The organism is Lentzea sp. NPDC092896 (assembly GCF_044754905.1).
Taxonomy (GTDB): Bacteria; Actinomycetota; Actinomycetes; order Mycobacteriales; family Pseudonocardiaceae; genus Lentzea.
Genome location: NZ_JBIVPX010000016.1, coordinates 56,988 through 78,772 on the forward strand (window position 1 = coordinate 56,988; position 21,785 = coordinate 78,772).

Annotated in this window: 23 protein-coding genes; 2 read left to right on the plus strand and 21 right to left on the minus strand. The window is 68.8% G+C overall.

Going from position 1 to position 21,785, the window contains the following annotated elements; genetic code table 11:
* From nuoH to ACIQF0_RS45305, 12 genes are all read right to left on the minus strand, one after another.
* Complete coding sequence (gene nuoH / locus ACIQF0_RS45250; RefSeq protein ID WP_093605932.1) at positions 1–1,296, minus strand: NADH-quinone oxidoreductase subunit NuoH; 1,296 nt, start codon at positions 1,294–1,296, stop codon at positions 1–3.
* A 23-nt stretch (positions 1,297–1,319) separates the two neighbouring features.
* Positions 1,320–3,770: an NADH-quinone oxidoreductase subunit G gene (locus ACIQF0_RS45255; RefSeq protein WP_401040894.1), complete on the minus strand. Its 2,451-nt coding sequence runs from the start codon at positions 3,768–3,770 to the stop codon at positions 1,320–1,322.
* Positions 3,767–5,047: an NADH-quinone oxidoreductase subunit NuoF gene (gene nuoF, locus ACIQF0_RS45260; protein WP_360046991.1), complete on the minus strand. Its 1,281-nt coding sequence runs from the start codon at positions 5,045–5,047 to the stop codon at positions 3,767–3,769. The genes ACIQF0_RS45255 and nuoF overlap by 4 nt, the downstream gene beginning before the upstream one ends.
* 8 nt (positions 5,048–5,055) lie before the next feature.
* Positions 5,056–5,772 carry an NADH-quinone oxidoreductase subunit NuoE gene (gene nuoE, locus ACIQF0_RS45265; RefSeq protein ID WP_401040897.1) on the minus strand — a complete coding sequence of 239 codons (717 nt, stop codon included), beginning with the start codon at positions 5,770–5,772 and terminating at the stop codon, positions 5,056–5,058.
* Positions 5,769–7,154, minus strand: coding sequence for an NADH-quinone oxidoreductase subunit D (locus tag ACIQF0_RS45270; protein WP_360046989.1), 1,386 nt, complete (start codon positions 7,152–7,154; stop codon positions 5,769–5,771). Before ACIQF0_RS45270 ends, nuoE begins: the two co-directional genes overlap by 4 nt.
* Positions 7,151–7,900: an NADH-quinone oxidoreductase subunit C gene (locus ACIQF0_RS45275; protein WP_360046988.1), complete on the minus strand. Its 750-nt coding sequence runs from the start codon at positions 7,898–7,900 to the stop codon at positions 7,151–7,153. Before ACIQF0_RS45275 ends, ACIQF0_RS45270 begins: the two co-directional genes overlap by 4 nt.
* A complete protein-coding gene (locus ACIQF0_RS45280; RefSeq protein ID WP_086666372.1) occupies positions 7,897–8,448 on the minus strand; it encodes an NADH-quinone oxidoreductase subunit B family protein in 552 nt (183 codons plus the stop codon). The genes ACIQF0_RS45275 and ACIQF0_RS45280 overlap by 4 nt, the downstream gene beginning before the upstream one ends.
* A 7-nt stretch (positions 8,449–8,455) precedes the next feature.
* Positions 8,456–8,821 (minus strand): NADH-quinone oxidoreductase subunit A, encoded by a 366-nt coding sequence (locus ACIQF0_RS45285; RefSeq protein ID WP_360046987.1) that lies wholly within the window; start codon positions 8,819–8,821, stop codon positions 8,456–8,458.
* Between the two features lie 265 nt (positions 8,822–9,086).
* Entirely contained in the window at positions 9,087–10,352 is a 1,266-nt protein-coding gene (locus tag ACIQF0_RS45290) for a geranylgeranyl reductase family protein (protein WP_360046986.1), read from the minus strand.
* Positions 10,353–10,768: 416 nt separating this feature from the next.
* On the minus strand, positions 10,769–11,503 hold the full coding sequence (locus ACIQF0_RS45295) for a demethylmenaquinone methyltransferase (protein ID WP_401040904.1): 735 nt from the start codon (positions 11,501–11,503) through the stop codon (positions 10,769–10,771).
* A 35-nt stretch (positions 11,504–11,538) separates the two neighbouring features.
* On the minus strand, positions 11,539–12,636 hold the full coding sequence (locus ACIQF0_RS45300; RefSeq protein ID WP_401040906.1) for a glycosyltransferase: 1,098 nt from the start codon (positions 12,634–12,636) through the stop codon (positions 11,539–11,541).
* The gene (locus ACIQF0_RS45305; RefSeq protein ID WP_360045126.1) at positions 12,633–13,706 is read right to left on the minus strand and encodes a glycosyltransferase family 1 protein; all 1,074 of its coding nucleotides are present in this window, start codon (positions 13,704–13,706) and stop codon (positions 12,633–12,635) included. Before ACIQF0_RS45305 ends, ACIQF0_RS45300 begins: the two co-directional genes overlap by 4 nt.
* Before the next feature lie 144 nt (positions 13,707–13,850).
* On the opposite strand from ACIQF0_RS45305, the gene ACIQF0_RS45310 reads away from it, so the two are divergent.
* On the plus strand, positions 13,851–14,687 hold the full coding sequence (locus ACIQF0_RS45310; RefSeq protein ID WP_360045129.1) for an inositol monophosphatase: 837 nt from the start codon (positions 13,851–13,853) through the stop codon (positions 14,685–14,687).
* On the opposite strand, the gene ACIQF0_RS45315 is transcribed toward ACIQF0_RS45310, so the two are convergent.
* The 7 genes from ACIQF0_RS45315 to ACIQF0_RS45345 are packed head-to-tail and all read right to left on the minus strand — an operon-like array spanning position 14,672 to position 19,406.
* A complete protein-coding gene (locus ACIQF0_RS45315) occupies positions 14,672–15,292 on the minus strand; it encodes a hypothetical protein (RefSeq protein ID WP_401040909.1) in 621 nt (206 codons plus the stop codon). The genes ACIQF0_RS45310 and ACIQF0_RS45315 overlap by 16 nt on opposite strands.
* Before the next feature lie 42 nt (positions 15,293–15,334).
* Positions 15,335–16,375, minus strand: coding sequence for a 1,2-phenylacetyl-CoA epoxidase subunit PaaE (gene paaE / locus ACIQF0_RS45320; RefSeq protein ID WP_401040912.1), 1,041 nt, complete (start codon positions 16,373–16,375; stop codon positions 15,335–15,337).
* 1 nt (position 16,376) lies between these two features.
* On the minus strand, positions 16,377–16,868 hold the full coding sequence (gene paaD / locus ACIQF0_RS45325; RefSeq protein WP_360045138.1) for a 1,2-phenylacetyl-CoA epoxidase subunit PaaD: 492 nt from the start codon (positions 16,866–16,868) through the stop codon (positions 16,377–16,379).
* Entirely contained in the window at positions 16,865–17,749 is an 885-nt protein-coding gene (gene paaC, locus ACIQF0_RS45330; RefSeq protein WP_401040915.1) for a 1,2-phenylacetyl-CoA epoxidase subunit PaaC, read from the minus strand. The genes paaD and paaC overlap by 4 nt, the downstream gene beginning before the upstream one ends.
* Complete coding sequence (gene paaB, locus ACIQF0_RS45335) at positions 17,746–18,030, minus strand: 1,2-phenylacetyl-CoA epoxidase subunit PaaB (protein ID WP_090065945.1); 285 nt, start codon at positions 18,028–18,030, stop codon at positions 17,746–17,748. The genes paaC and paaB overlap by 4 nt, the downstream gene beginning before the upstream one ends.
* Positions 18,027–18,965 (minus strand): 1,2-phenylacetyl-CoA epoxidase subunit PaaA, encoded by a 939-nt coding sequence (paaA, locus tag ACIQF0_RS45340; RefSeq protein ID WP_401040919.1) that lies wholly within the window; start codon positions 18,963–18,965, stop codon positions 18,027–18,029. Before paaA ends, paaB begins: the two co-directional genes overlap by 4 nt.
* A 9-nt stretch (positions 18,966–18,974) precedes the next feature.
* Positions 18,975–19,406, minus strand: coding sequence for a DUF3592 domain-containing protein (locus tag ACIQF0_RS45345; RefSeq protein WP_360045148.1), 432 nt, complete (start codon positions 19,404–19,406; stop codon positions 18,975–18,977).
* Positions 19,407–19,484: 78 nt separating this feature from the next.
* Between ACIQF0_RS45345 and ACIQF0_RS45350 the strand changes: the two genes are divergently transcribed.
* A complete protein-coding gene (locus ACIQF0_RS45350; RefSeq protein ID WP_330272237.1) occupies positions 19,485–20,717 on the plus strand; it encodes an isochorismate synthase in 1,233 nt (410 codons plus the stop codon).
* On the opposite strand, the gene ACIQF0_RS45355 is transcribed toward ACIQF0_RS45350, so the two are convergent.
* Together ACIQF0_RS45355 and ACIQF0_RS45360 are read right to left on the minus strand one after the other, a co-directional pair.
* Positions 20,689–21,237 carry a GrpB family protein gene (locus ACIQF0_RS45355; protein ID WP_401040923.1) on the minus strand — a complete coding sequence of 183 codons (549 nt, stop codon included), beginning with the start codon at positions 21,235–21,237 and terminating at the stop codon, positions 20,689–20,691. The genes ACIQF0_RS45350 and ACIQF0_RS45355 overlap by 29 nt on opposite strands.
* On the minus strand, positions 21,230–21,778 hold the full coding sequence (locus tag ACIQF0_RS45360) for a GNAT family N-acetyltransferase (protein WP_401040926.1): 549 nt from the start codon (positions 21,776–21,778) through the stop codon (positions 21,230–21,232). Before ACIQF0_RS45360 ends, ACIQF0_RS45355 begins: the two co-directional genes overlap by 8 nt.
* Between the last annotated feature and the right edge of the window lie 7 nt (positions 21,779–21,785).

The following is a 21,785-nucleotide window of genomic DNA, read 5'->3' on the forward strand; positions in this document are numbered from 1 at the left end:
CTACTCAGCCTCCTTACCGGTGGTGACGGCTGCCGTCTCCTTGGGGAGAGTGGCGACCTTGACCTTGCGTTTCGGCGCGGCCTTGGGAACGACGAGGTCGAGCGGCGGGACGGGGAAGCCGGAACCCGCGAGCGGAACGCCCTTGGTGTCCTGGACCTTCTTGTCCGGCAGCAGGAACGAGACCAGCAGCACCAGGCCGACGATGACGCCGAGCGCGATGAGCCGCTGTGCCGTGGAGAGCTGCTGGATCGCACCGGTGCGGATGACCGCGACGGCCATGATCCAGACGAGGCTGGTCGGGACCAGCACCTTCCAGCCCAGGCGCATGAACTGGTCGTAGCGCATGCGGGGCAGCGTGCCGCGCAGCCAGATGAAGATGAACAGGAAGCCCAGCGTCTTGATGATGAACCAGAGCAGGCCCCACCAGCCGGTGTTCATGAACTCGCCGCTCCACGGGGCGTGGTAGCCGCCGAGGAAGAGCGTGGTCGCGAGCGCCGAGACGGTGACCATGTTGACGTACTCGGCGAGGAAGAACAGCGCGAACTTCAGCGAGCTGTACTCCGTGTGGAAACCACCGACGAGCTCCGACTCGGCCTCGGGGAGGTCGAACGGGGCGCGGTTGGTCTCGCCGACCATCGACACGACGTAGATCGCGAAGCTGGGGAACAGCAGGAGGCCGAACCAGCCGGGCGCGAACCCGAGCACGGTGGTCGCCTGCGCGCCGACGATGTCACCGGTCGACATCGAGCCGGTGAACATGATCACCGCGACGATCGACAGGCCCATCGCGATCTCGTAGGAGATCACCTGCGCGGCCGACCGCAGCGCGCCGAGCAGCGGGTACGGCGAGCCGGAGGCCCAGCCGGACAGCACGATGCCGTAGACGCCGATCGAGGAGCAGGCCAGCACCACCAGCACGCCGACCGGGAGGTCGACGAGCTGCAGCGCGGTCTGCTGACCGAACAGGTTGACCTCGCCCGCGAGCGGGATCACCGAGAACGCGAGGAACGCGGGGATGCAGGAGATCACCGGCGCGAGGAAGAACACCCACTTGTCCGCGAGGACGGGGCGGATGTCTTCCTTGAACGCGAGCTTCAGACCGTCCGCGAGCGACTGGAGCCAGCCGTTCGGGCCGACCCGGTTGGGGCCGGGGCGGTGCTGCATCCGCGCGACGACCTTGCGCTCCCAGTTGATCATGAACAGAGTCATGACCACGAGGAACGCGAAGATCGCGACGACCTTGATCAGCACCAGCCAGATCGGGTCGTCGGCGAGGAGCTTGGCGGTCTCGCCGATCTCCGCTGCGACGAACTGCTGGGTCATGACTTCACCCCACTGACGGAGACGATCGAGCCGTGGCCCGCGCCGAGCGTGCGGCGCACGGTCACGTCACCCGAGTTGGTGGGCAGCCAGATGACGCCCTCGGGCAGGTCGTCGGTCTCGACCGGGAGCGTGATCGCGCCGCGGTCGGTGGAGACCGTGACCTGACCACCGTTCTCCAGGCCGAACTGCTGTGCGGTGGTCACGGCGACCTTCGCGACGACCGGGCGGGCCGTACCGGCGAGGTTCGGCTCGTCGACCTGCAGCGAGCCGTTGCCGAGCAGGCGGTGCCACGTGGCGAGCACTGCCTTGCCGGCACCGGCCGGGGACACCAGCGGCGCGGCGACGTTGAGCGAGGAACCGCTCGGCGTGCCCTCGCCCAGGCGGGCCAGGTCGGCGGCCGAGGCGGCGGGCGTCTGCGTGAACAGGTCCGCGTCCATCTCCACCGCGAGGGTGTCGAGCACGCGGCAGTCCGGCAGCGCGCCGGTGCCTTCGAGCGTCGCGCCGAACTCGCGGCGGCGGCCCTCCCAGTTGAGGAAGCTGCCGGACTTCTCGACCACCGGGGCGATCGGGAGCACGACGTCGGCGTACGCGGTGACCGCGCTGGGCCGAAGCTCCAGGCTCACGACGAAACCGGCGCCCGACAGGGCCTTTTCCGCGAGCCGCGGGTCCGGCAGGTCGAACGGGTCGACGCCACCGATCAGCAGACCGGACAGCTCGCCGTTCGCGGCGGCTTCGAGGATGCCCGTGGTGTCGCGGCCAGGCGTCGCGGGAAGCGAGCCCTCCTCGACGCCCCAGGTGCGCTCGACCTCGGTGCGCGCCGCGGCGTTCGCGACGTGACGGCCGCCGGGCAGCAGGTTCGGCGTGGCACCGACCGCGAGCGCACCGCGCTCACCGGCACGGCGCGGAATCCACGCGACCTTGGCGCCCGTGCGCTCGGCCAGCCTGGCGACCGCGGAGAACGTGCCGGGGATCTCGGCGGCGCGCTCGCCGACCAGGATCACCGCACCGGGCTTGCCGAGCAGGTCGACGACGTCGGAAGCGTGCTCCGGCAACGCGTTGATGGCGTTCGCCTCGGCACCGGGCACGCAGGCGAGCAGCGTGCCGTAGGTCTTCTCGACGGCCGGGGTCGTGTACTGGCCGAGGTGGAAGACCTTCGTGGTGCCCTTGCGAGCGGCCTTGCGCAGGCGCAGGAAGACGATCGGCGCCTCTTCCTCGGGCTCGAACGCGACCAGCAGCGCGGCCGGTGCGGACTCGATGCCCTGGAAGGTGACTCCGGTCTCCGGGTTCGTGAACACCGCGGTGCCGGACAGGAACTCCAGCTCCTCGGCGCTGTGCGGCCGGGCGCGGAAGTCGATGTCGTTGGTGTGCAAGGCGATCCGGGCGAACTTCGAGTACGCGTAGGCGTCCTCGACGGTCAGCCGGCCACCGGTCAGCACGCCGACGCCGTTCGCCTCGCGGGCCGCCGTCAGACCGGCCGCCGCGACCTGCAGCGCCTCGGTCCAGGACGACTCGCGCAGCTCACCGGACTCGGCGTCGCGGACCAGCGGACGCCTGATGCGGTCACCGGTCGTGGCGTAGCGGAAGGCGAACCGGCCCTTGTCGCAGATCCACTCCTCGTTGACCTGCGGGTCGTCGCCGGCGAGCTTGCGCTGCACCTTGCCCCGCCGGTAGTCGGTGCGCTCGGCGCAACCGGAGGAGCAGTGCTCGCACACACCGGGCGCCGACACCAGGTCGAACGGCCGGGCGCGGAAGCGGTAGGCCGCGCTCGTCAAAGCGCCGACCGGGCAGATCTGGATGGTGTTGCCGGAGAAGTAGCTCTGGAACGGCTTCTCCTGCGCGATGCCGATCTGCTGCTGCGAGCCGCGCTCCAGCAGCTCGATGAACGGGTCGCCGGCGATCTGCGCGGAGAACCGGGTGCAGCGCTGGCAGAGCACGCAACGCTCGCGGTCGAGCAACACCTGCGTGGAGATGCTGATCGGCTTCGGGAACGTCCGCTTGTGCTCGTGGAAGCGGGAGTCGCTGCGGCCGTGGGCGAGCGCCTGGTTCTGCAGCGGGCACTCACCGCCCTTGTCGCAGATCGGGCAGTCCAGCGGGTGGTTGATGAGCAGCAGCTCCATCACACCCTGCTGGGCCTTGTCCGCGACGGGCGAGGTCAGCTGGGTCTTCACGACCATGCCGTCCGCGACCGTCATCGTGCAGGAGGCCTGCGGCTTCGGCATCGGCCGGCCGCCCATCTCGACCTCGACGAGGCACTGGCGGCAGGCGCCCGCGGGCTCCAGCAACGGGTGGTCGCAGAAGCGCGGGATGACCGTGCCGAGGCGCTCGGCCGTGCGGATCAGCAGCTCGCCCTTGGGCGCGACGACCGTCTCGCCGTCGATGACGAGCTTGACGTGTCCTTCTGGGACAACGACCTCAGCCTCAGTGGGCTTGTCAGGCGCGATGGTCATGCGTTCGCTCCAGCCAGGACCTTGGAGTTCTGGTCGCACAGGGCGAGGAACTCGTCCTTGAAGTACTTGATGCCACTGGTGATCGGGCTGACGGCACCGTCACCCAGCGCGCAGAACGAGCGGCCGAGGATGTTGTCGCAGACGTCGAGCAACGTGTCGATGTCGCTCGCCGTGCCGTTGCCCGCCACCATCCGCTGCAGGATCTTCACGAGCCAGTACGTGCCCTCGCGGCACGGCGTGCACTTGCCGCACGACTCGTGCTTGTAGAACTCCGTCCACTTCATGACGGCCCACGGCACGGACACGGTCTCGTTGAAGATCTGCAGGGCGGTGGTGCCCAGCATCGAACCGGCCTCGGCGGCACCCTCGAAGTCCAGCGGCACGTCGAGGTGCTCCGCCGTGAACAGCGGGGTGGACGAGCCACCCGGCGTCCAGAACTTGATCGGGATGCCGTCCTTCATGCCACCGGCCATGTCCAGCAGCTGCCGGAGCGTGGTGCCCATCGGCGCCTCGTACTGGCCGGGACGCGTCACGTGACCGGACAGCGAGTAGATCTTCGGACCGGGTGAGCGGTCGCGGCCCATCTCGCGGAACCAGTCGGCGCCACCGTTGACGATGAAGGGAACCGACGCGATGGTCTCGACGTTGTTCACGACAGTGGGCGACGCGTAGAGGCCCGAGGTCGCGGGGAACGGCGGCTTGAGTCGCGGCTGGCCACGACGGCCCTCCAGCGAGTCGAGCAGCGCGGTCTCCTCGCCGCAGATGTACGCGCCGGCGCCGGCGTGGATCACCACGTCGAGGTCGAACCCGCTGCCGAGGATGTTCTTGCCCAGGTAGCCCTTGGCGTACGCCTCGCGCACCGCCGCGTTGAGGCGGCGGATGCAGTGCAGGACCTCGCCGCGGACGTAGATCGCCGCGAAGTTCGCGCGGATCGCGAACGACGTGATGATCACGCCCTCGATCAGCGAGTGCGGGTCCGCCATCATCAGCGGGATGTCCTTGCAGGTACCGGGCTCGCCCTCGTCGGCGTTGATGACGAGGTAGTGCGGCTTGCCGTCGCCCTGCGGGATGAAGCCCCACTTCATGCCGGTGGGGAACCCCGCGCCGCCGCGGCCGCGCAGTCCGGAGTCCTTGCACTGCTGGATGAGCTGGTCCGGGTGGGCCGTCAGCGCCTTGGGCAGGGCGGTGTAGCCACCGGTGCGCTCGTAGGTCTCGATGGTCCAGGACTTGGGCTCAGTCCAGCGCTTGGTGAGAACAGGAGTCAGCGGGTCAACCATTGTCTTCCCTACTTCTTTTCCGGCAGGGCAGGGAACTCGACCGTGGACGGCGTGTTCGGCGCGTCCCAGCCGCGGTCCTTGGCGATCTGCGCACCGGCCAGCGTCTCCGGCGCCGCCGACGGGCCGTCGAGGTCGGCGTCGCGACCCTCGAAGAACCCGGCGAGCTGGAGCTCGGCCTGCTTGAAGTCGGTGAGCGGGGCACCGCGCGTCGGGGCGGGCTTGTCCCCTGACTGCAACGCCTTCACGAGTCCCAGCGCCTTGTCCGGCGTCTGGTTGTCGTAGAACTCGTAGTTGACCTGCAGCACCGGGCCGAGGTCGCACGCGGCGAGGCACTCGGCGTGCTCCAGCGTGATCGAACCGGTCGTGCCCGGCTCGCCCGCGGTCTCCTCGTGGCCCACCCCGAGGTGGTCCTTGAGGGTCGAGTAGATGGCGTCGCCGCCCAGCGCCGCGCACAGCGTGTTCGTGCACACGCTGACCAGGTGCTCACCGCACGGCTTGCGCTTGTACATCGTGTAGAACGTCGCGACCGCGCTGACCTCGGCCTCGCTCAGGTCGAGCTGCCCGGCGCAGAACCGGATGCCGTCCTGGGAGACGTAGCCCTCGACCGACTGCACCAGGTGCAGCATCGGCAGCAGCGCGCTGCGGGCCTGCGGGTAACGAGCGACGATCGCCTGCGCCCGGTCCACAGTGGACTGGTCGAAGGCGGTGTCCTGTGCCTGAGTCATCGGTCGCAACCACCCATCACGGGGTCGATCGAGGCGACGGACGCGATCACGTCGGCGACCATGCCGCCCTCGCACATCGCGGGCATCGACTGGAGGTTCACGAAGCTTGGTTCGCGCAGGTGCACGCGCATCGGCCTGGTGCCGCCGTCGGAGACGACGTGGTAGCCGAGCTCGCCGCGCGGCGACTCGACCGGCACGTAGACCTGGCCCGCCGGAACCTTGAAGCCCTCGGTCACCAGCTTGAAGTGGTGGATCAGGGACTCCATGGACTGGCCCATGATCTTGCGGACGTGCTCGAGCGAGTTGCCCATGCCGTCGCTGCCGATCGTGAGCTGGGCCGGCCACGCGATCTTCGCGTCCTCGACCATGACCGGACCGGTCGGCAGGCTCTTCACGACCTGCTTGATGATCCGCAGCGACTGGTGCATCTCCTCGAGCCGCAGCAGGTACCGCGCGAAGCAGTCCGCCGCGTTCGAGGTCGGCACGTCGAACTGGTAGTTCTCGTAGCCGCTGTACGGCTCGATCTTGCGCAGGTCCCAGGCGAGGCCGGCGGAGCGCAGGATCGGGCCGGTGATGCCGAGCGCGAGGCACGCGTCGACGGGCAGGTAACCCACGCCCGCCATGCGGTTGCGCCAGATCGGCTGACCGGTGAGCAGCTTGTCGTAGTCCGGCAGCCGCTTTTCCATGATCTTGACGAACGCGGTGATCTTCTCGACCGCGTCGTCCGGCAGGTCCTGCGCGAGACCACCGGGACGGATGAACGCGTGGTTCATCCGCAGGCCGGTGAGGTGCTCCAGCAGGTGCAGGGCCTCTTCGCGCTCGCGGAAGCCGGAGGTCATGCCGGTGAGGGCACCGAGCTCCATGCCGCCGGTGGCGAGCGCGACGAGGTGCGAGCTGATGCGGTTGATCTCCATCAGCAGCACGCGGATCGCCTGCGCCTTGTCCGGCACCGTGACGCCGAGCAGCTTCTCGACGGCCATGCAGTACGCGGCCTCGTGGTGCAGCGGCGCGAGGTAGTCGGTGCGCGTGATGAAGGTGACGCCCTGGACCCAGTTCCGGTACTCGAGGTTCTTCTCGATTCCGGTGTGCAGGTACCCGATGACGCTGCGCGCGTGCGTGACCGTCTCGCCCTCGAGCTCCAGGACCAGGCGGAGCACGCCGTGGGTCGAGGGGTGCTGCGGGCCGAGGTTCATGACGATGCGCTCGTCGTGGACCGCGTCCGCGAGCACCTCGTCCCAGTCGCCGCCGGTCACCGTGTAGACGGTGCCCTCGGTGGTCTTCCGGGAGTCGGCGATCTCGGGAGTCTCTTTGGTCTCCACGGAGTCGCGGCCGGGCCCGCTCGTGTCGGTGCCGGTCGTCGCGTCGGAAAGCCGCTCGGTCATGAGTAGGACCGCCTCTGGTCCGGCGGAGGAATCTCCGCGCCCTTGTACTCCACCGGGATGCCACCCAGCGGGTAGTCCTTGCGCTGGGGGTGTCCGTCCCAGTCGTCCGGCATGAGGATGCGGGTCAGTCCGGGGTGACCGTCGTAGATGATCCCGAACATGTCCCAGGTCTCGCGCTCCTGCCAGTCCGCCGTCGGGTAGACCTCGACGAGGCTCGGCACGTGCGGGTGCTCGACGTCGACCGCGACCTCCAGCCGCACGCGGCGGCGGTACGTCATCGACGTGAGGTGAACGACCGAGTGCAGGCGCTGCGGCACGTCGGCGCCGTAGTCCACACCGGACACGGAGCTGCAGAGCTCGAAGCGCAGCGCCGGGGTGTCGCGGAAGATCCGCGCGACCTCCAGCAGCGTCTCCGGCTTGAGGTAGAAGGTGATCTCGCCGCGGTCGACCGTCACCTGCTGCACCGTGTCGGCGGGCAGGCCCTTGTCCGCGATCGACGCGAACAGCTCGTCCGCGACCTCGTCGAACCAGCCACCGAACGGGCGCTCGGCGGGCGCGGCGACGTGGGCGGGCAACCGCAGGCCACCGAAGCCCGACGTGTCACCGGAGCCGGAGACGCCGAAGAGTCCCTGGCGGTCCTTGCCCGCGAAGATCGGCGCCTTCGCTTTGGCGTCTGTCGGATTGGTCTTCTCGAGGTCTTCTCCCGCGCGGTTGACGCTGGAGTGCTCGCCCCCTGGCTCGGTCACTTCTTCCTCGCAAAACGCTCGGACGACGGGATGAGATCGGTGCGGTAGCCCGAGTCGGCGAGTGCCTTGGCGCGCACGGCGTTGAGCGGCTCGTCCATGATCTTGGCGTGGATCTTGAGGATCGCGTCCATCAGCATCTCCGGCCGCGGCGGGCAGCCCGGCAGGTACATGTCGACGGGCACGACGTGGTCGACGCCCTGCACCACCGCGTAGTTGTTGAACATGCCGCCAGTGCTGGCGCACACGCCCATGGCCAGCACCCAGCGCGGCTCGGGCATCTGGTCGTAGATCTGCCGCAGCACCGGCGCCATCTTGTTGGTGACGCGGCCGGCCACGATCATCAGGTCCGCCTGGCGCGGTGAGGCCCGGAAGACCTCCATGCCGAAGCGGGCCAGGTCGTACCGCGGACCACCCGTCGTCATCATCTCGATGGCGCAGCAGGCCAGGCCGAAGGTGGCAGGCCACAGCGAGGACTTGCGGGTCCAGTTGACCAGCTTCTCGACGCTGACCAGCAGGATGCCGTTCGGGAGCTTCTCCTCGAGACCCATGACTTCCTCAGTTCCAGTCGAGGCCGCCGCGACGCCACACGTAGACGTACGCGAAGCCGACCGTGGCGACGAACAGGACGATCTCCACCAGCCCGAACAGGCCGAGCTTGTCGGCCGCTACGGCGAACGGGTAGAGGAAGACCATTTCGATGTCGAACAAGATGAACAGCATCGCCGTCAGGTAGTAGGCGACGGGCATGCGCCCACCACCGATGACGGGCTGCGGGCTCGGCTCGATGCCGCACTCGTACGCGTCGAGCTTCGCCTTGTTGTAGCGGCGCGGTCCGATGTAGGGAGCCGCGGTCACCGAGAACAGTGCGAACGCCCCGGCGAGCGCGAACATCAATACGAGGGGGAGGTAAGGGTCAAGCACGCTCCGTCGTCCTTTCCTCGCGGTCGCCCGCACCCTAAGGGTGTTGTTGTGCAGCGCGTTTGTTAGGCGAACCTAACAAACGCTTGTGAAACAGTTCACAAGCTTGTTCAGACTGTTGTGAAGTGATTCACAAGGTCGCCCGCCAGTGTAGAACGCCTGTAAATGACCTAGATCACAGGGTCTGACCTGGGGCTTTAACGTGGTGGACACATGCGAAACGGCACCGGCTCGTATTGAGCCGGTGCCGTCACCTATTCGGAGTAATTTACGCGCTGGGAGCGAGCTTCGTGGCGGCCACGATCAGGCGGTCCATTGAGTCGCCGTCCTTGGGGTCGTAGAGGCCCGCCAGGAGCTTGAGCACCAGTTTCATCAGGCGTTTCCGCGGCATTCCGTACTTCGTTGCGGTCCGCATGATCGCCGGGTTTCCGATGAGCTTCGAGAAGACGTTCCCGAGCCGGTAGTAACTGCCGAGCGCCTCTTCGATCCGGACGGGGTAGCCGTGCAGCGCCCGTTCACGGTTGACGCCGGTGCGCGCGAGTGCCTGGACGATCGACTCGGAGGCGATCTTCGCCGACTCCATGGCGTAGCCGATGCCCTCGCCGTTGAAGGGGTTGACCATGCCGCCGGCGTCGCCGACGAGCAGCAGGCCCGCCCGGTAGTGCGGCTTGCGGTTGAGGCCCATGGGAAGCGCGGCGCCGCCGATGCGGCTCGTCGCGTTCTCCTCGCGGAAGCCCCACTCCTCCGGCGTGCCGTCGAGCCAGCTGCGCAGGAGCTGGCGGTAGTCGGTCGTCCCGTAGGCCTTTGACGTGCTGAGAATGCCCAGACCGACGTTCACGCTGCCGTCGCCCATGCCGAAGATCCAGCCGTAGCCGGGCAGCAGCTGGCCGTCCGGTGCCCAGAGCTCGAGGTGCGACTCGAGGTAGTCGTCCTTGGTGCGCGGGCTGTTGTAGTAGCGGCGGACCGCCACGCCCATCGGCTTGGCGTCGTCCTTCTGCAGGCCGATGCTCAGAGCCAAACGAGCTGACACACCGTCACAACCGACGACGATCGGGGCCCGGTAGGTGACCGGGTTCTTTTCCGGTCCCTGCTTGGCCTCGACGCCGACGACCCGGCCGTTCTCGATGATGGCCTTGGTGACCGTGGTGTGCTCGTGCATGCGCGCGCCGGCCGCCTTCGCCGCGTTCGCGAGCATCTCGTCGAAGTCCATCCGCGGACGCACGACGCCGTAGTTCGGGAACGTGGCCAGATCCGGCCAGTCCAGCTCCATCGTGACGCCGCCGCCGACGACCCTGAGCCCCTTGTTGTGGAGCCAGCCGTTGCTCTCGCGGGTGTCGATGCCCAGGTCGATGAGTTGCTTGACGCCACGGGGGGTCAGGCCGTCGCCGCAGACCTTCTCCCTGGGGAAGGTGCTCTTCTCCAGGAGGAGAACGTCGAGGCCCGCCCTGGCGAGGTAGGTGGCCGCGGTCGAGCCCGACGGTCCCGCCCCCACCACGATGACGTCGGCGTCCTCGTTGATCCCGCGCCTGCTCATCCAGACTCCCTGCGTGTACCGGTCACAGCTTCTGCTGGCGACTCTAACCGGACATTGCTGAGGGTCTCGGGGGCTGGGGCGGTGCGGGTCGGCTTGCGAGCGTTTGTCGCGTTCCAGCGGGGTTGGTCGCGTTCCGTGCGGACGGTCGCCTTGCGAGGGTGCTTGCGCGGGTCGTGACGAAGTGCGGGGTTGCGATTGGGGCTTGACCTTGAGCCTCTAGCTGGGCGCGTAGTCGGCCTCAAAGACCGGGGTTCAAAGCGCCCCGGCCGAGCCCACGAGGGTGGCACCCAGCCCCTCAAGGTCAAGCCCCAATCGCCATGAGCGGGGCTCACCGCTACCCGGCGCTCTAGGTTCAGACGGCTCGCTTCGCATCGCCACGCCAGGACTCGTACGTGGTCACCTTGCGGGGCAGTGCCTCAGGCCGTCGGCTTCTCCGCGTCCTCGGGTTCTGCCTTCGGCTTCGGCTTCGGCTTCGTCGCGCGGTGCAGGGCGACCATGCCGCCGGTCAGGTTGAACCAGGCCACGTCCTCCCAGCCCGCCTGCGAGATGAGCTCACCGAGCGAACGCTGGTCCGGCCACGTGGCCATGGATTCGGCCAGGTACGAGTACGCGACCGGGTTGCTCGAGACGAACTTCGCGATCAGCGGGAGGAGTTTGAGCAGGTAGCGCATGTAGACGAAGCGGAACGGCTTCCAGACCGGCGTGGAGACCTCGCAGATCACCATGCGGCCGCCCGGCTTGGTCACACGGGCCATCTCCTGGAGGGCCACGACCGTGTCGTTGAAGTTGCGGATGCCGAAGGAGACCGTGACCGCGTCGAACGAGTTGTCCTTGAAGGGCAGGCGGAGGGCGTCCGCCGCCACCTTCGGGACTCGGCGGTGGGCTCCTGAGGCGAGCATGCCGACGGAGAAGTCCGCCGCCACGCACCAGGCGCCTGACGCGGCGTACTCGACGGTCGAGACCGCGGTGCCCGCGGCCAGGTCCAGGACCTTCTCGTTCGGGCGGGCGTCCAGGACGCGCCTGCTCCAGTCCCGCCAGCGGCGGTCGAAGCCCAGCGTCATGACCGAGTTCGTGCGGTCGTAGCCCTTGGCCACGCCGTCGAACATCTCGGCTACTTCGCGGGGGTTCTTGTCCAGGCCGGCTCGCGACATGACTAGAGACTAAGTCAGGCTCGCTGAGATCATCTTCAGGGCACCTTCAGGGCGGTCAGCATGCCGTCCACCGCCGTGTGCCACGGGTACTCCTCGGCTCTGGCTCTGGCAGCCTCTCTCGAGCCTGACGTCAGCAGGCGCTGAGCCGCGGAGGCGAAGGCCGGGGCGTCGTCGGAGACCGCGGCGCCGCAGGACGGTTGGACGATTTCCTTTAGAGCGCTGCTCTGGCTTACGACCACCGGAGTGCCGCTCGCCAGGGCTTCCAGTGCGGCCAGGCCGAACGTTTCGTGTGGGCCCGGCGCCAGGGACAGGTCTGCTGACGCCAGCAGGGAGGCCACGTCCAGGCGGGACTTCACGAAGCCCAGGAACGTCACCGGCAAGCCCGCCGCCCGCTTTTCCAGGGAGGCGCGTCTCGGACCGTCGCCGGCGATCACCAGGCGGGTGGAGTGGCCCTGTTCGTGCAGTTCGGCGAGGGTGTCCACGGAGCGTTCCACGTGCTTCTCCGGCGACAATCGTCCACAGTGGATCAGCAGGTTCTCCTTGCCCTGCAAGAGGTCTCGGCGAAGGTCTGCGGAGTGTCTGCTCGGGGTGAACGTGGTCAGGTCCACGCCCAGCGGGACCTGGGTGACGTTCGAGGCGCCGATTCGTTCGAACTCCTCGCGGGCGAAACCTGTCGTGCAGACGACGGTGTCGTAGGAGGCGGCCATGCGGCGGTTCGCCCAGTCCGCGGCGTGGACGGCCGGGGTGGTCGGCAGCACGAACTGCAGCAGGCGGTCCAGGCGTTCGTGGGAGATGACCACGTTCGGGATGTCGCGCTCGCTCGCCCACGCGCCCATGCCGCGCAGGGTCAGGCGGTCGGAGACCTCCAGGCGGTCCGGTCGAAGGTGTTCCATCAGGGTTTTGACGCGCCACGGGTCCACCACGCGGTAGCCGCCGGTGTACGGGATCTTGACCGCGGGCAGCGTGATGCGGCGGACTCCGCCCGGCAGTTCCTCGTCCGCGTGGCGGGGGCCCGGCACGACCAGCACCACCTCGTGGCCCAGCTGCGCGTAGCCGGTGCCGAGGTGGTGCAGCGCGGTGCGGAGGCCGCCCGACTTGGGGCCGTAGAAGTTGGCGAGCTGCACGATCCTCAAGCGGCCGCCTGGTGAGTTAGTCCGATCACTGCGGCGTAGTGACCCATCAGCTGGTCGCAGATCGCCGGCCAGGTGCGGGAGAGGACCGACTTGCGGGCCGCCAGACCGAACCGCTTGCGCAGCATCGGGTCGCGGAGCAGGTCCACGTACTGCGCGATGTCTTCTTCGAAGAGGTAGCCCGTGCGGCCGTGCCGAACGAGGTCGCGCGGGCCGCCCGCGTTCGGCGCGAGCACCGGCAGGCCGGTCGCCAGGGCCTCCTGCACGGCCTGGCAGAACGTCTCGTGCGGGCCCGTGTGGATGAAGACGTCCAACGACGCGTAGGCCTCGGCAAGTTCGTGGCCGGTGCGGAAACCGAGGAACTCCGCGTTCGGCATGTCCTTCTCGAGCTGCTCGCGGTCCGGGCCGTCGCCGACGATCCGCAGCTTCACGCCCGGCAGGTCGTGCAGTTCCTTGAGCCTCGAGACCTGCTTCTCCGGCGCGAGGCGGCCGACGTAGCCGATGGTGAGCTCGTCGTTGTGCCGGGGGCGCGGGTGGAAGAGGTCGATGTCGACGCCGCGGCCCCATCGGTGCACGCGCGGCACGCCGTGGTGTTCCAGCGCCTCGACCGCCGAACTCGACGGCGCCAGCGTGCGGTCCGCCAGTGTGTGCAGGCGTTTGGTCCACCGCCACGCCGCGCGCTTGGTGAGCCCGAGGCCGTAGTTGCCGGCGAACCCGGCCACGTCGGTCTGGTAGACCGCGACGGTCGGCACGTCGAGCTTGCGCGCGGCTCTGAGGCCGTACGCGCCCAGCACGAACGGCGACGCGAGGTGCACGACGTCGGGCCGGAAGTCGGCGAGCGCGTGCAGCACTCTCGGGCTGGGCACGCCGATGGGCAGACTGGTCACCATCGGCACGTCGACCGCAGACACTCTGACGACGGGCGTGCCGTGGTGTTCGTCCGCGCCGGCACCGGGCGCCACGACCAGCGCCTGATGGCCGTTGCGGCGCAGGTGCTCCAGCACGCGGAGCACGGAGTTGGTGACGCCGTTCACCTGAGGCAGGAAGCTCTCGGTCACGATCGCTACTCGCACAGGGACACCATGAGGTGCCCGCATGAAGTCCGCGTGACCTCAGATTTGACGCGGACGGAACACCTCACGTCGTGGCCAGGTGATCGTCGATTCGTCATCTGCGCTTGGGTTCCCGGTCATCCGACGCGGTGAAACTAGGCCAGCATGACCGTCTTGTCGTCCCGTCCCGCCCACCCGGTCGACCCCGGCCTCGTGTCCATCGCGCTGGAAGTGGCCGGTCGCCTGGCGAACGACGCCTCGGACGTCATCATGGCCACCGCCGGCCGCGGCGTGCGTCCCGACTCCGGCGAGTCACCGTTCGACTGGGTCACCGACACCGACCGCACCCTGGAACGCCACACCCGGCGCGTGCTCACCAAGGAGTTCCCGTCGATCCCGGTGTTCTGCGAGAACTCCGACTCCGGGGACGCACCGAGCGACTCCGAGTTCCGCTGGGTCGTCGATCCCGTCGACGGCACCGCGAACTACACGGCCGGCATGCCCTGGTGTGCCTACAGCCTGGCGTTGGTGGACCGCTGGGGCCCGGTGGTCGGCGTGGTCGCCGACCCGTACCGCTCGCAGATCTACGCCGCCGCCCGCGGCCGTGGCATGCGCGCGAACGGTACCCCGATCCGCCTGACCGAACGCCAAGGCGACTCTCTTGTCGTGTGCACAGAGATGACGCGCACCGGTCCGTGGCCCGGCATGGGCGAGTTCATCTCCACGGCAGCGATAGCAGGCACGGGCGTGCGCGTTCTCGGCTCCAAGTGCCTGGCCGTCGCACAAGTGGCGCTGGGTCACGTGGCGGCGGCCGTGCTGCACGGCTACCACGAGTGGGACGTCGCCGGTGCGGTGTCATTGGCCGTGGAGTCGGGTGCGGTCGTGCTCGACAGACGCGGCGAGGGCGCTCAACTGCCCGTGGACGGACTACTGGTCGCCGCTCCCGAGGCAGCCGACGAGGTGCTGGGCTGGTGGCAGTCCGCGCTTCAGGCCGACAGCTGAGGAAGCTGCTTCTCCAGCACCTCGAGGTGCGTGCGCGCCTCGTCCAGTTCCGGGTGGTCGAACATCTGCAACGCCACCCGCGCGACCTCGTTCTCGAACTGGTGGAAGTCGTGCGAGGCCTTCAGCAACCGCTGGTAGACCGGGTGCTGACTGTCGACCGCGCCGAGCGCCCGCCCGAGCTGCGCGATGCCGCGCACGTCGTCGAGCTCCTTGGTGAGCTGCTCGCTGATCCGCTGCAGCCAGTCCTTGGCCGCCGACTTCGGCACGGTCTGCACGGCGGCGGCGACCCGGCGCGTCGACTCCGCACACCGTTCGACCAGGTCGGACCACATGTCGTAGGGCTGCTGCGGCAACGGGGGATGCATCGGCCGCTGGATCTGACTCGGCCGCTGGGCCGAGCGGCGGATGAAGCCGACGGCGATGCCGAGGACCCCGCCGGGGATGGCGCCGAACATGAAGACGATGGCGAGGATCGCGATGATCGTGACGGGGAGCGAGGACGGGTTCTCGCTCGGGACGCTCACCTCGACAGCCGTGGTGAGGGCGCCCATCAGCAGGGCACCGATCCCGGCACCCCAGAGCGTTGAGCGGACGACGACCCCCATGGCACTGATCGTGCCACGTTCATCGCCCGTTCGTCGGAGAACTCAGGCGTCGAAGTCGACAGTCACGCACTCGCTGGTCGGCAACGCCTGACACGTCAGCACGAATCCCGCCGCCACCTCGGACTCGTCGAGCGCGTAGTTGCGGCGCATCTCGACGCTGCCCTCGGTCACCAACGCACGGCACGTGCCGCAGACCCCGCCCTTGCAGGCGAACGGCAGGTCGGCGCGGACGCGTTGGGCGGCGTCCAGGATCGGCTCGTCGGCGGGCAGCGGCAGCGTGGTCGACTTGCCGTCCAGCACGACCGTGACCGAAGCCGCGGCGTCCACTACGGCTTCCGTGCGGCGGGGTGGGGGTGGTGGCTCGTCCACGTAGAAGAGTTCGTGGTGCACGCGGTCAGTGGCAACGCCGCGATCGCGCAGCACGGCCGTGGCGTCCTGCACCATCTCGTAGGGGCCGCACAGCCACCACTCGTCGATGGCGTCGAACGGGACGACGCTGCCGAACAGGGCAGTCAGCTTCTCGGCGGTGAGACGGCCGGTGAACAGTTCCACGTCGCGCGGTTCGCGGGACAGGACGTGGATCAGCTGGAACGTGGCCGGGTAGCGGTCCTTCAGGTCGGCCAGCTCGTCGGCGAACATCACCGTGTTCGTGCTGCGGTTGCCGTACATCAGGGTCACGCGGGCGCCGGTGGCCAGCACGGTCGCGGCGATCGACAGGGCCGGGGTGATGCCGGAGCCCGCGACGACCATGCCGTGGTGGGTGCCGACGCCGGTTGGCGTGAACTTGCCCAGTGGCGGCAGGACTTCGAGCACGTCACCGGGGGCGACGCGGTCGACCAGCCAGGTGGAGAACTGGCCGCCGTCGACTCGCCGCACGCCGATGCGCGGAGCGGCGCCGGTGGGGGCGCAGATCGAGTACGAGCGGCGTTCGTCGCCCTGGCGCAGGGTCAGGTACTGGCCCGCGGTGAAGGCGAAGTCCTCCGAGAGGTCCGCGGGCACGTCGAAGGTGACGGCCACGGCGTCGTCGCAGAGGCGGTCCACCTGGGCGACCGTGAGCTTGTGGAAGGCGGCGCGGCGCGACAACTCAGATCTCCTTGACGTGCTCGAACGGTTCGGCGCAGGCGTGGCAGCGGCGCAGGGCCTTGCACGCGGTCGAGCCGAACCGTGAAATCTCCGAGGTGTTCAGCGAGCCGCACTGCGGGCACGCGACCTGGCGTGACGGCGGTACCAGGTTCAGCGGGATCGGGCCCGCGACCGCCGGGCCGATTCGGGACGGCGGCGCGATGCCGGCGGCGGCCAGCTTCGAACGGCCCTCGTCGCTGATCCAGTCCGTGGTCCAGGCCGGGGAGAGCGACAGGCGCACCTCGACCTCGGCGTAACCGGCGCCGACGAGCGATCGACGCAGGTCAGCGCCCATCTCGTCGATCGCGGGACAGCCCGAGTAGGTCGGGGTGATGGTGACGACGACGCGACCGTCCTGTTCGGACACCTCGCGGAGCACGCCGAGGTCGGCCAGCGTGAGGACCGGGAGTTCCGGGTCCCGCACGGCCGACGCGACCTCCAGTGCCGTCGTCACCAGACCGCTCCCGGCAGCGAACGGTGCAGGTGCTGCATCTCGGCGAGCAGGTAGCCCATGACCTCGGTGTGCACGCCGTCACGGCCCGCCATGCCCGCGACACGAGCGGCGCGGGTGTCCTTGGGACGCGTGAGGCCCGCGGCGCTGAGCACCGCCTCCAGCACACCGTCCACTTCGGACCGCAGCGATGCCGGGTCGACGGCGACGCCCTGAAGCGCGGCTTCGACCGAGTGCGTCGCGAACAGCTCGTCGACGAACGGCCACACGCGTTCCAGGCCCGCCTGCATGCGGCGGTGCGACTCGTCGGTGCCGTCGCCGAGGCGAACGGTCCACTGAGCGGCGTGGTCGCGGTGGTAGGCCAGCTCCTTGAGGCCCTTCTCGGCGATCGCGGCGAGAACAGGGTCCGCCGAGCCGCGCAGGCGTGAGAACAAAGCGAGCCGCCACGACGAGAACACCAGCAGGCGCGCGATGGTCGTCGCGAAGTCGCCGCCGGGCCCAGGACCGCAGTCGATCTCGGCCAGGTGCACGTTGCGGAACTCGCGTTCGTCGCGCAGGTAGGCCAGCGCGTCCTCGTCCCGGCCGAGCACCTCGCCGGCGCGCGTCAGCAGCATGCGGGCCTGACCGAGCAGGTCCAGCGCGATGTTGGCGAGCGCGATGTCCTCTTCCAGCTCGGGAGCGCGCGAGCACCACTCCGAGAGGCGCTGGGAGAAGATCAACGCGTCGTCGCCCAGCATCAGGCAGTACGCGGCGAGCGCCTCGCGATCGACACCCTCGGAGAACTCGCGGTTGACGCCGGACAGAGCCTCCGAGAAGCCCGTTCCGAACGCCCAATGCGCGTCCTCATGCCCGAGAAGCGACTCATAAGCGTTGTCGAAGCTCATAGGTGCGGCACGTCCTCGGGAATCGCGTAGAACGTCGGGTGCCGGTAGACCTTGTCCCCCGCGGGCGCGAAGAACGGGTCCTTCTCGTCCGGCGAGGACGCGGTGATCTCCGTGGCGGGCACCACCCAGATCGACACGCCCTCGTTGCGACGCGTGTAGACGTCACGGGCGTTGCGCAGCGCCATCTCCGCGTCCGGCGCGTGCAGCGAACCGACGTGCACGTGGTTCAGCCCGCGCTTGCCGCGCACGAACACTTCCCACAGCGGCCAAGACGTGCTCACGCGGCACCTTCCTTACGTGCGTGCTTCTGAGCGTGCGCGGCCGCGGCGTCACGGACCCACGCACCGTCCTCGTGCGCCTTGCGGCGGTGGGCGATGCGCTGCTCGTTGCAGACGCCACCGCCCTTGACGACCTGCCAGAACTCTTCCCAGTCGGGCTGACCGAAGTCGTACTCGCCGCGCTCTTCGTTCCACTTGAGCTCGGGGTCCGGGAAGGTCACGCCCAGCTTCTCGGCCTGCGGCATGCTCATGTTCACGAACTTCTGCCGCAGCTCGTCGTTGGTGTCGCGCTTGATCCGCCACGCCATGGACTGCTCGGTGTTCGTCGACTCGGCGTCCGGCGGGCCGAACATCATCAACGCCGGCCACCACCAGCGGTTCACCGAGTCCTGCACCATGTCGCGCTGCTGCTGGGTGCCGCTCATCATCGTCATCAGCAGCTCGTAGCCCTGACGCTGGTGAAACGACTCTTCCTTGCAGATGCGGATCATGGCGCGCGCGTACGGCCCGTAGGACGTGCGGCACAGCGGCACCTGGTTGCAGATCGCGGCGCCGTCGACCAGCCAGCCGATGACGCCGACGTCGGCGAACGTGAGCGTCGGGTAGTTGAAGATCGAGGAGTACTTCTGGCGACCCTCGATGAGCTTGGTCGTCAGGTCCTCGCGGTCGGCGCCGAGCGTCTCGGTCGCCGAGTACAGGTACAGGCCGTGACCTGCCTCGTCCTGCACCTTCGCGAGCAGGATCGCCTTGCGGCGCAGCGAGGGCGCGCGGCTGATCCAGTTGCCCTCCGGCTGCATCCCGATGATCTCGGAGTGCGCGTGCTGGGCGATCTGCCTGATCAGGGTCTTGCGGTAGCCGTCGGGCATCCAGTCGCGCGGTTCGATGCGCGATTCGGACCGCACGGTGCGCTCGAAGCGCAGCTCCAGGTCATCCGCCATGCCCCGATGTTACACCCGGACGCCAAATCTGCGTAGAACTGTCACAACGGCGGCGATGACGATCCAGACGATCACGAGGAAGGTTCCAACGGGAAGCAAGCTGAGAGTCGCCGTCCGGCCGGCGACGCGGGTGAGTTCGGGGTTCGTCTGGTCGTACTCGACCCGCACGTTGTCCCCGACCTTCAGCCCGTCCGGGTACAGCACGCCCTGCGACGGGATGATCACGCGCCCGTCGGGTGTGGCGTAGCGCACAACGGTCCGGTTGAAGGACACGGAGTCGACCTGCGCGACCGCCTGCCCCATCGACCGCTCGATGGCCACGTCATCACGCCAGCACGCGATCGGCAGCAGCACGCAGACGAGCGTGATCACGCCACCGACGACGAACAAAGCCCTGCAAACCGCACGGCGGACGCGTACACCGCGGGGCGACTTGGTCACTGCGTCCTCCACCACAACTGAGAAGTCTAGAGCCGGGCGGATGCCGCGCTTTCAGGTTGAGGTCCATACAGTCAAAGAGTGACCTCAGCACCGACATCGCGAGCACGGCAGCGAATCCGCGTCCGGTCGAAACGGGACACCGCCGGTGACCTGCTCGGAATGCTGCCCGACCCGGAGCGCGCGCTCGCATGGGTGCGCGACGGGTCCGGCCTGGTCGGCTGGGGCGAGGCGGCACGGCTGGAGGTCAGCGGACCGGACAGGTTCGCGCAGGCCGACAAGTGGTGGCAGGAGTTCGTGTCGCACCTCGACGTGGACGACGAACTGGGCGTGCCGGGCAGCGGCCCCGTGGCGTTCGTCTCGATGGCCTTCGCCGACTCGCCGGGCGACTCGGTGCTGATCGTGCCCGAGGTGGTCGTCGGCCGCCGCAACGGCGAGCAGTGGGTCACCACGATCGGCGCATCGGACCCCGCGCCGCTGGTCACGCCGTTGTCGCGGCCTTCGACGGTGCGGTACTCGAACGGTCAGCTGCCGGTCACGCAGTACCGCGAGGCCGTGCGCGAGGCCGTTCACCGGATGCGCGGCGGCGAGCTGGACAAGGTGGTGCTGGCCCACGACCTGGTGGCGCGCACCGACCGGCGGCTGGACCAGCGGTTCGTGCTGCAGGGTCTCGCCCGGCGCTATCCCGAGTGCTGGGCCTACGCCGTGGACGGCCTGGTCGGCGCCACGCCCGAACTGCTGCTGCGGCGGACCGGGTCCGTCGTGGACTCGCGGGTGCTCGCCGGGACCACCTGGCCGCACGACGGGGTGTCCGATGAGGAGCTTGCTTCGGCGTTGATGTCGTCGGAGAAGAACCTCGAGGAACACGACTACGCGATCACCTCTCTCGCGGAGACGTTGCGGCCCTTTTGCACGACCATGTCCGTCGAGGGGCCTTCCGTTCTGCGGCTGCCCAACGTGTCGCATCTTTCCTCGGACGTGATCGGGACGTTGGAGTCGTCGGTGTCGTTGCTGCACCTCGGCGAGGCGGTGCATCCGACCGCCGCCGTGGGCGGGACGCCCCGGCTGGACGCGACTCAGCTGATCTCGCAGCTGGAGGGGATGGATCGCGGGCGGTACGCCGGACCCGTCGGATGGATCGACGGGAACGGGGACGGGGAGCTCGGGATCGCGCTGCGTTGCGCGCAGATCTCGGGGTCGACGGCTCGGTTGTTCGCCGGGTGCGGGCTGGTGGCCGACTCGGATCCCGACATCGAGGTGCAGGAGGCGCACGCCAAGATGCGGCCTATGCGTGAGGCCCTTGAAGGGCTCTAGCAACGAAGGCCGCCTTGCCGTTCGTGTACGCCTCACGGTCGTGGCCGCTTTGTTGAGCTAGTTGCCGTTTCAGGTCTTCGTAGGCTTGCGCTCGTTCTTCGTCGCTTCTCAACACGTCTCGGAAGCGGATCTGGTCGGTCCACCTCTGGTGGCCTGCCTGGATCAGGTGCAGGTGGGCTTCTCGGCGCTGGTGGGTGGCGTCCGGTTTGACGAAGAAGCGGCGCCACGGGCGGTTGTCGAGTTCCTTGGGCACGTAGGACCAGCCGGCTGCGGCGAGGAGATCGGACGCGTTGGTGACGACGGTGTCCAGGTCGGTGACCGAGGCCATCAGGTCGATGATCGGCTTGGCGGAGAGGCCTGGGACGGCTGTGGAGCCGATGTGTTCGACGCCGTCGACCAGCCAGGGGTTCAGCAGTTGCCGGAGGCTGTCGCGCTCCGTTGCCGCGCGGCCGGCCCATCGCGGGTCGTGCGGGTGCAGTTCGGCTCGCTCGTAGGCCCAGGCCGGGGCGTCCTCAGCCATTCGTCAGCACGCCGAACCACTGCTCGGCGCCGTACTCCTCGAACCGGTCCACCTCGGTGAACCCCAGCTTCGCCACGAGGCGAAGCGAGGCTTTGTTGGCGAGTTGGGTCGACAGCACCACCGGTTCGCCTGGGTGCGCGCCGGTGAACCAGTCGAGTGCCGCCGCGCACGCCTCGGCCGCGTAGCCGTGGCCCCACGAGTGCGGCAGGAACAGGTAGCCGAGCTCGGCCTCCCCCGCGTCCGGCCAGACTCGGCCCTTGCGCGCGGGATCGCGGCGGTCGAACGTGATCATGCCGATCATCGTGCCGTCGAGTTCGACCACGAAGAAGCCGAAGCGACGGCCTGGCACCTCGGGCGCGGTGCGTTCCACCTCGTCGCGCGATTGGGCGCCGCCGATGTAGGTGCCGACCTCCGGCGAGGCGAACAGGTCCACGAACCGCGGCCGGTCGCGGGGCTCCGACTGGCGGAGGACGAGTCGTTCGGTCTTGATCGGGGCGGGTGGCCAGGCCACGGCTCCAGGGCGGTCTTGGTCTGTGGTCAAGGCCCCT

Coding starts and splice junctions, on each gene's coding strand:
- ACIQF0_RS45255 (WP_401040894.1), bottom strand. CDS start 3,770: ATGACCATCGCGCCTGACAAGCCCACTGAGGCTGAGGTCGTTGTCCCA.
- ACIQF0_RS45315 (WP_401040909.1), bottom strand. CDS start 15,292: ATGGGGGTCGTCGTCCGCTCAACGCTCTGGGGTGCCGGGATCGGTGCC.
- nuoE (WP_401040897.1), bottom strand. CDS start 5,772: ATGACTCAGGCACAGGACACCGCCTTCGACCAGTCCACTGTGGACCGG.
- ACIQF0_RS45295 (WP_401040904.1), bottom strand. CDS start 11,503: ATGTCGCGAGCCGGCCTGGACAAGAACCCCCGCGAAGTAGCCGAGATG.
- paaA (WP_401040919.1), bottom strand. CDS start 18,965: ATGGCGGATGACCTGGAGCTGCGCTTCGAGCGCACCGTGCGGTCCGAA.
- ACIQF0_RS45280 (WP_086666372.1), bottom strand. CDS start 8,448: ATGGGTCTCGAGGAGAAGCTCCCGAACGGCATCCTGCTGGTCAGCGTC.
- ACIQF0_RS45310 (WP_360045129.1), top strand. CDS start 13,851: ATGACCGTCTTGTCGTCCCGTCCCGCCCACCCGGTCGACCCCGGCCTC.
- ACIQF0_RS45355 (WP_401040923.1), bottom strand. CDS start 21,237: ATGGCTGAGGACGCCCCGGCCTGGGCCTACGAGCGAGCCGAACTGCAC.
- ACIQF0_RS45290 (WP_360046986.1), bottom strand. CDS start 10,352: ATGAGCAGGCGCGGGATCAACGAGGACGCCGACGTCATCGTGGTGGGG.
- ACIQF0_RS45270 (WP_360046989.1), bottom strand. CDS start 7,154: ATGACCGAGCGGCTTTCCGACGCGACGACCGGCACCGACACGAGCGGG.
- paaC (WP_401040915.1), bottom strand. CDS start 17,749: ATGAGCTTCGACAACGCTTATGAGTCGCTTCTCGGGCATGAGGACGCG.
- nuoF (WP_360046991.1), bottom strand. CDS start 5,047: ATGGTTGACCCGCTGACTCCTGTTCTCACCAAGCGCTGGACTGAGCCC.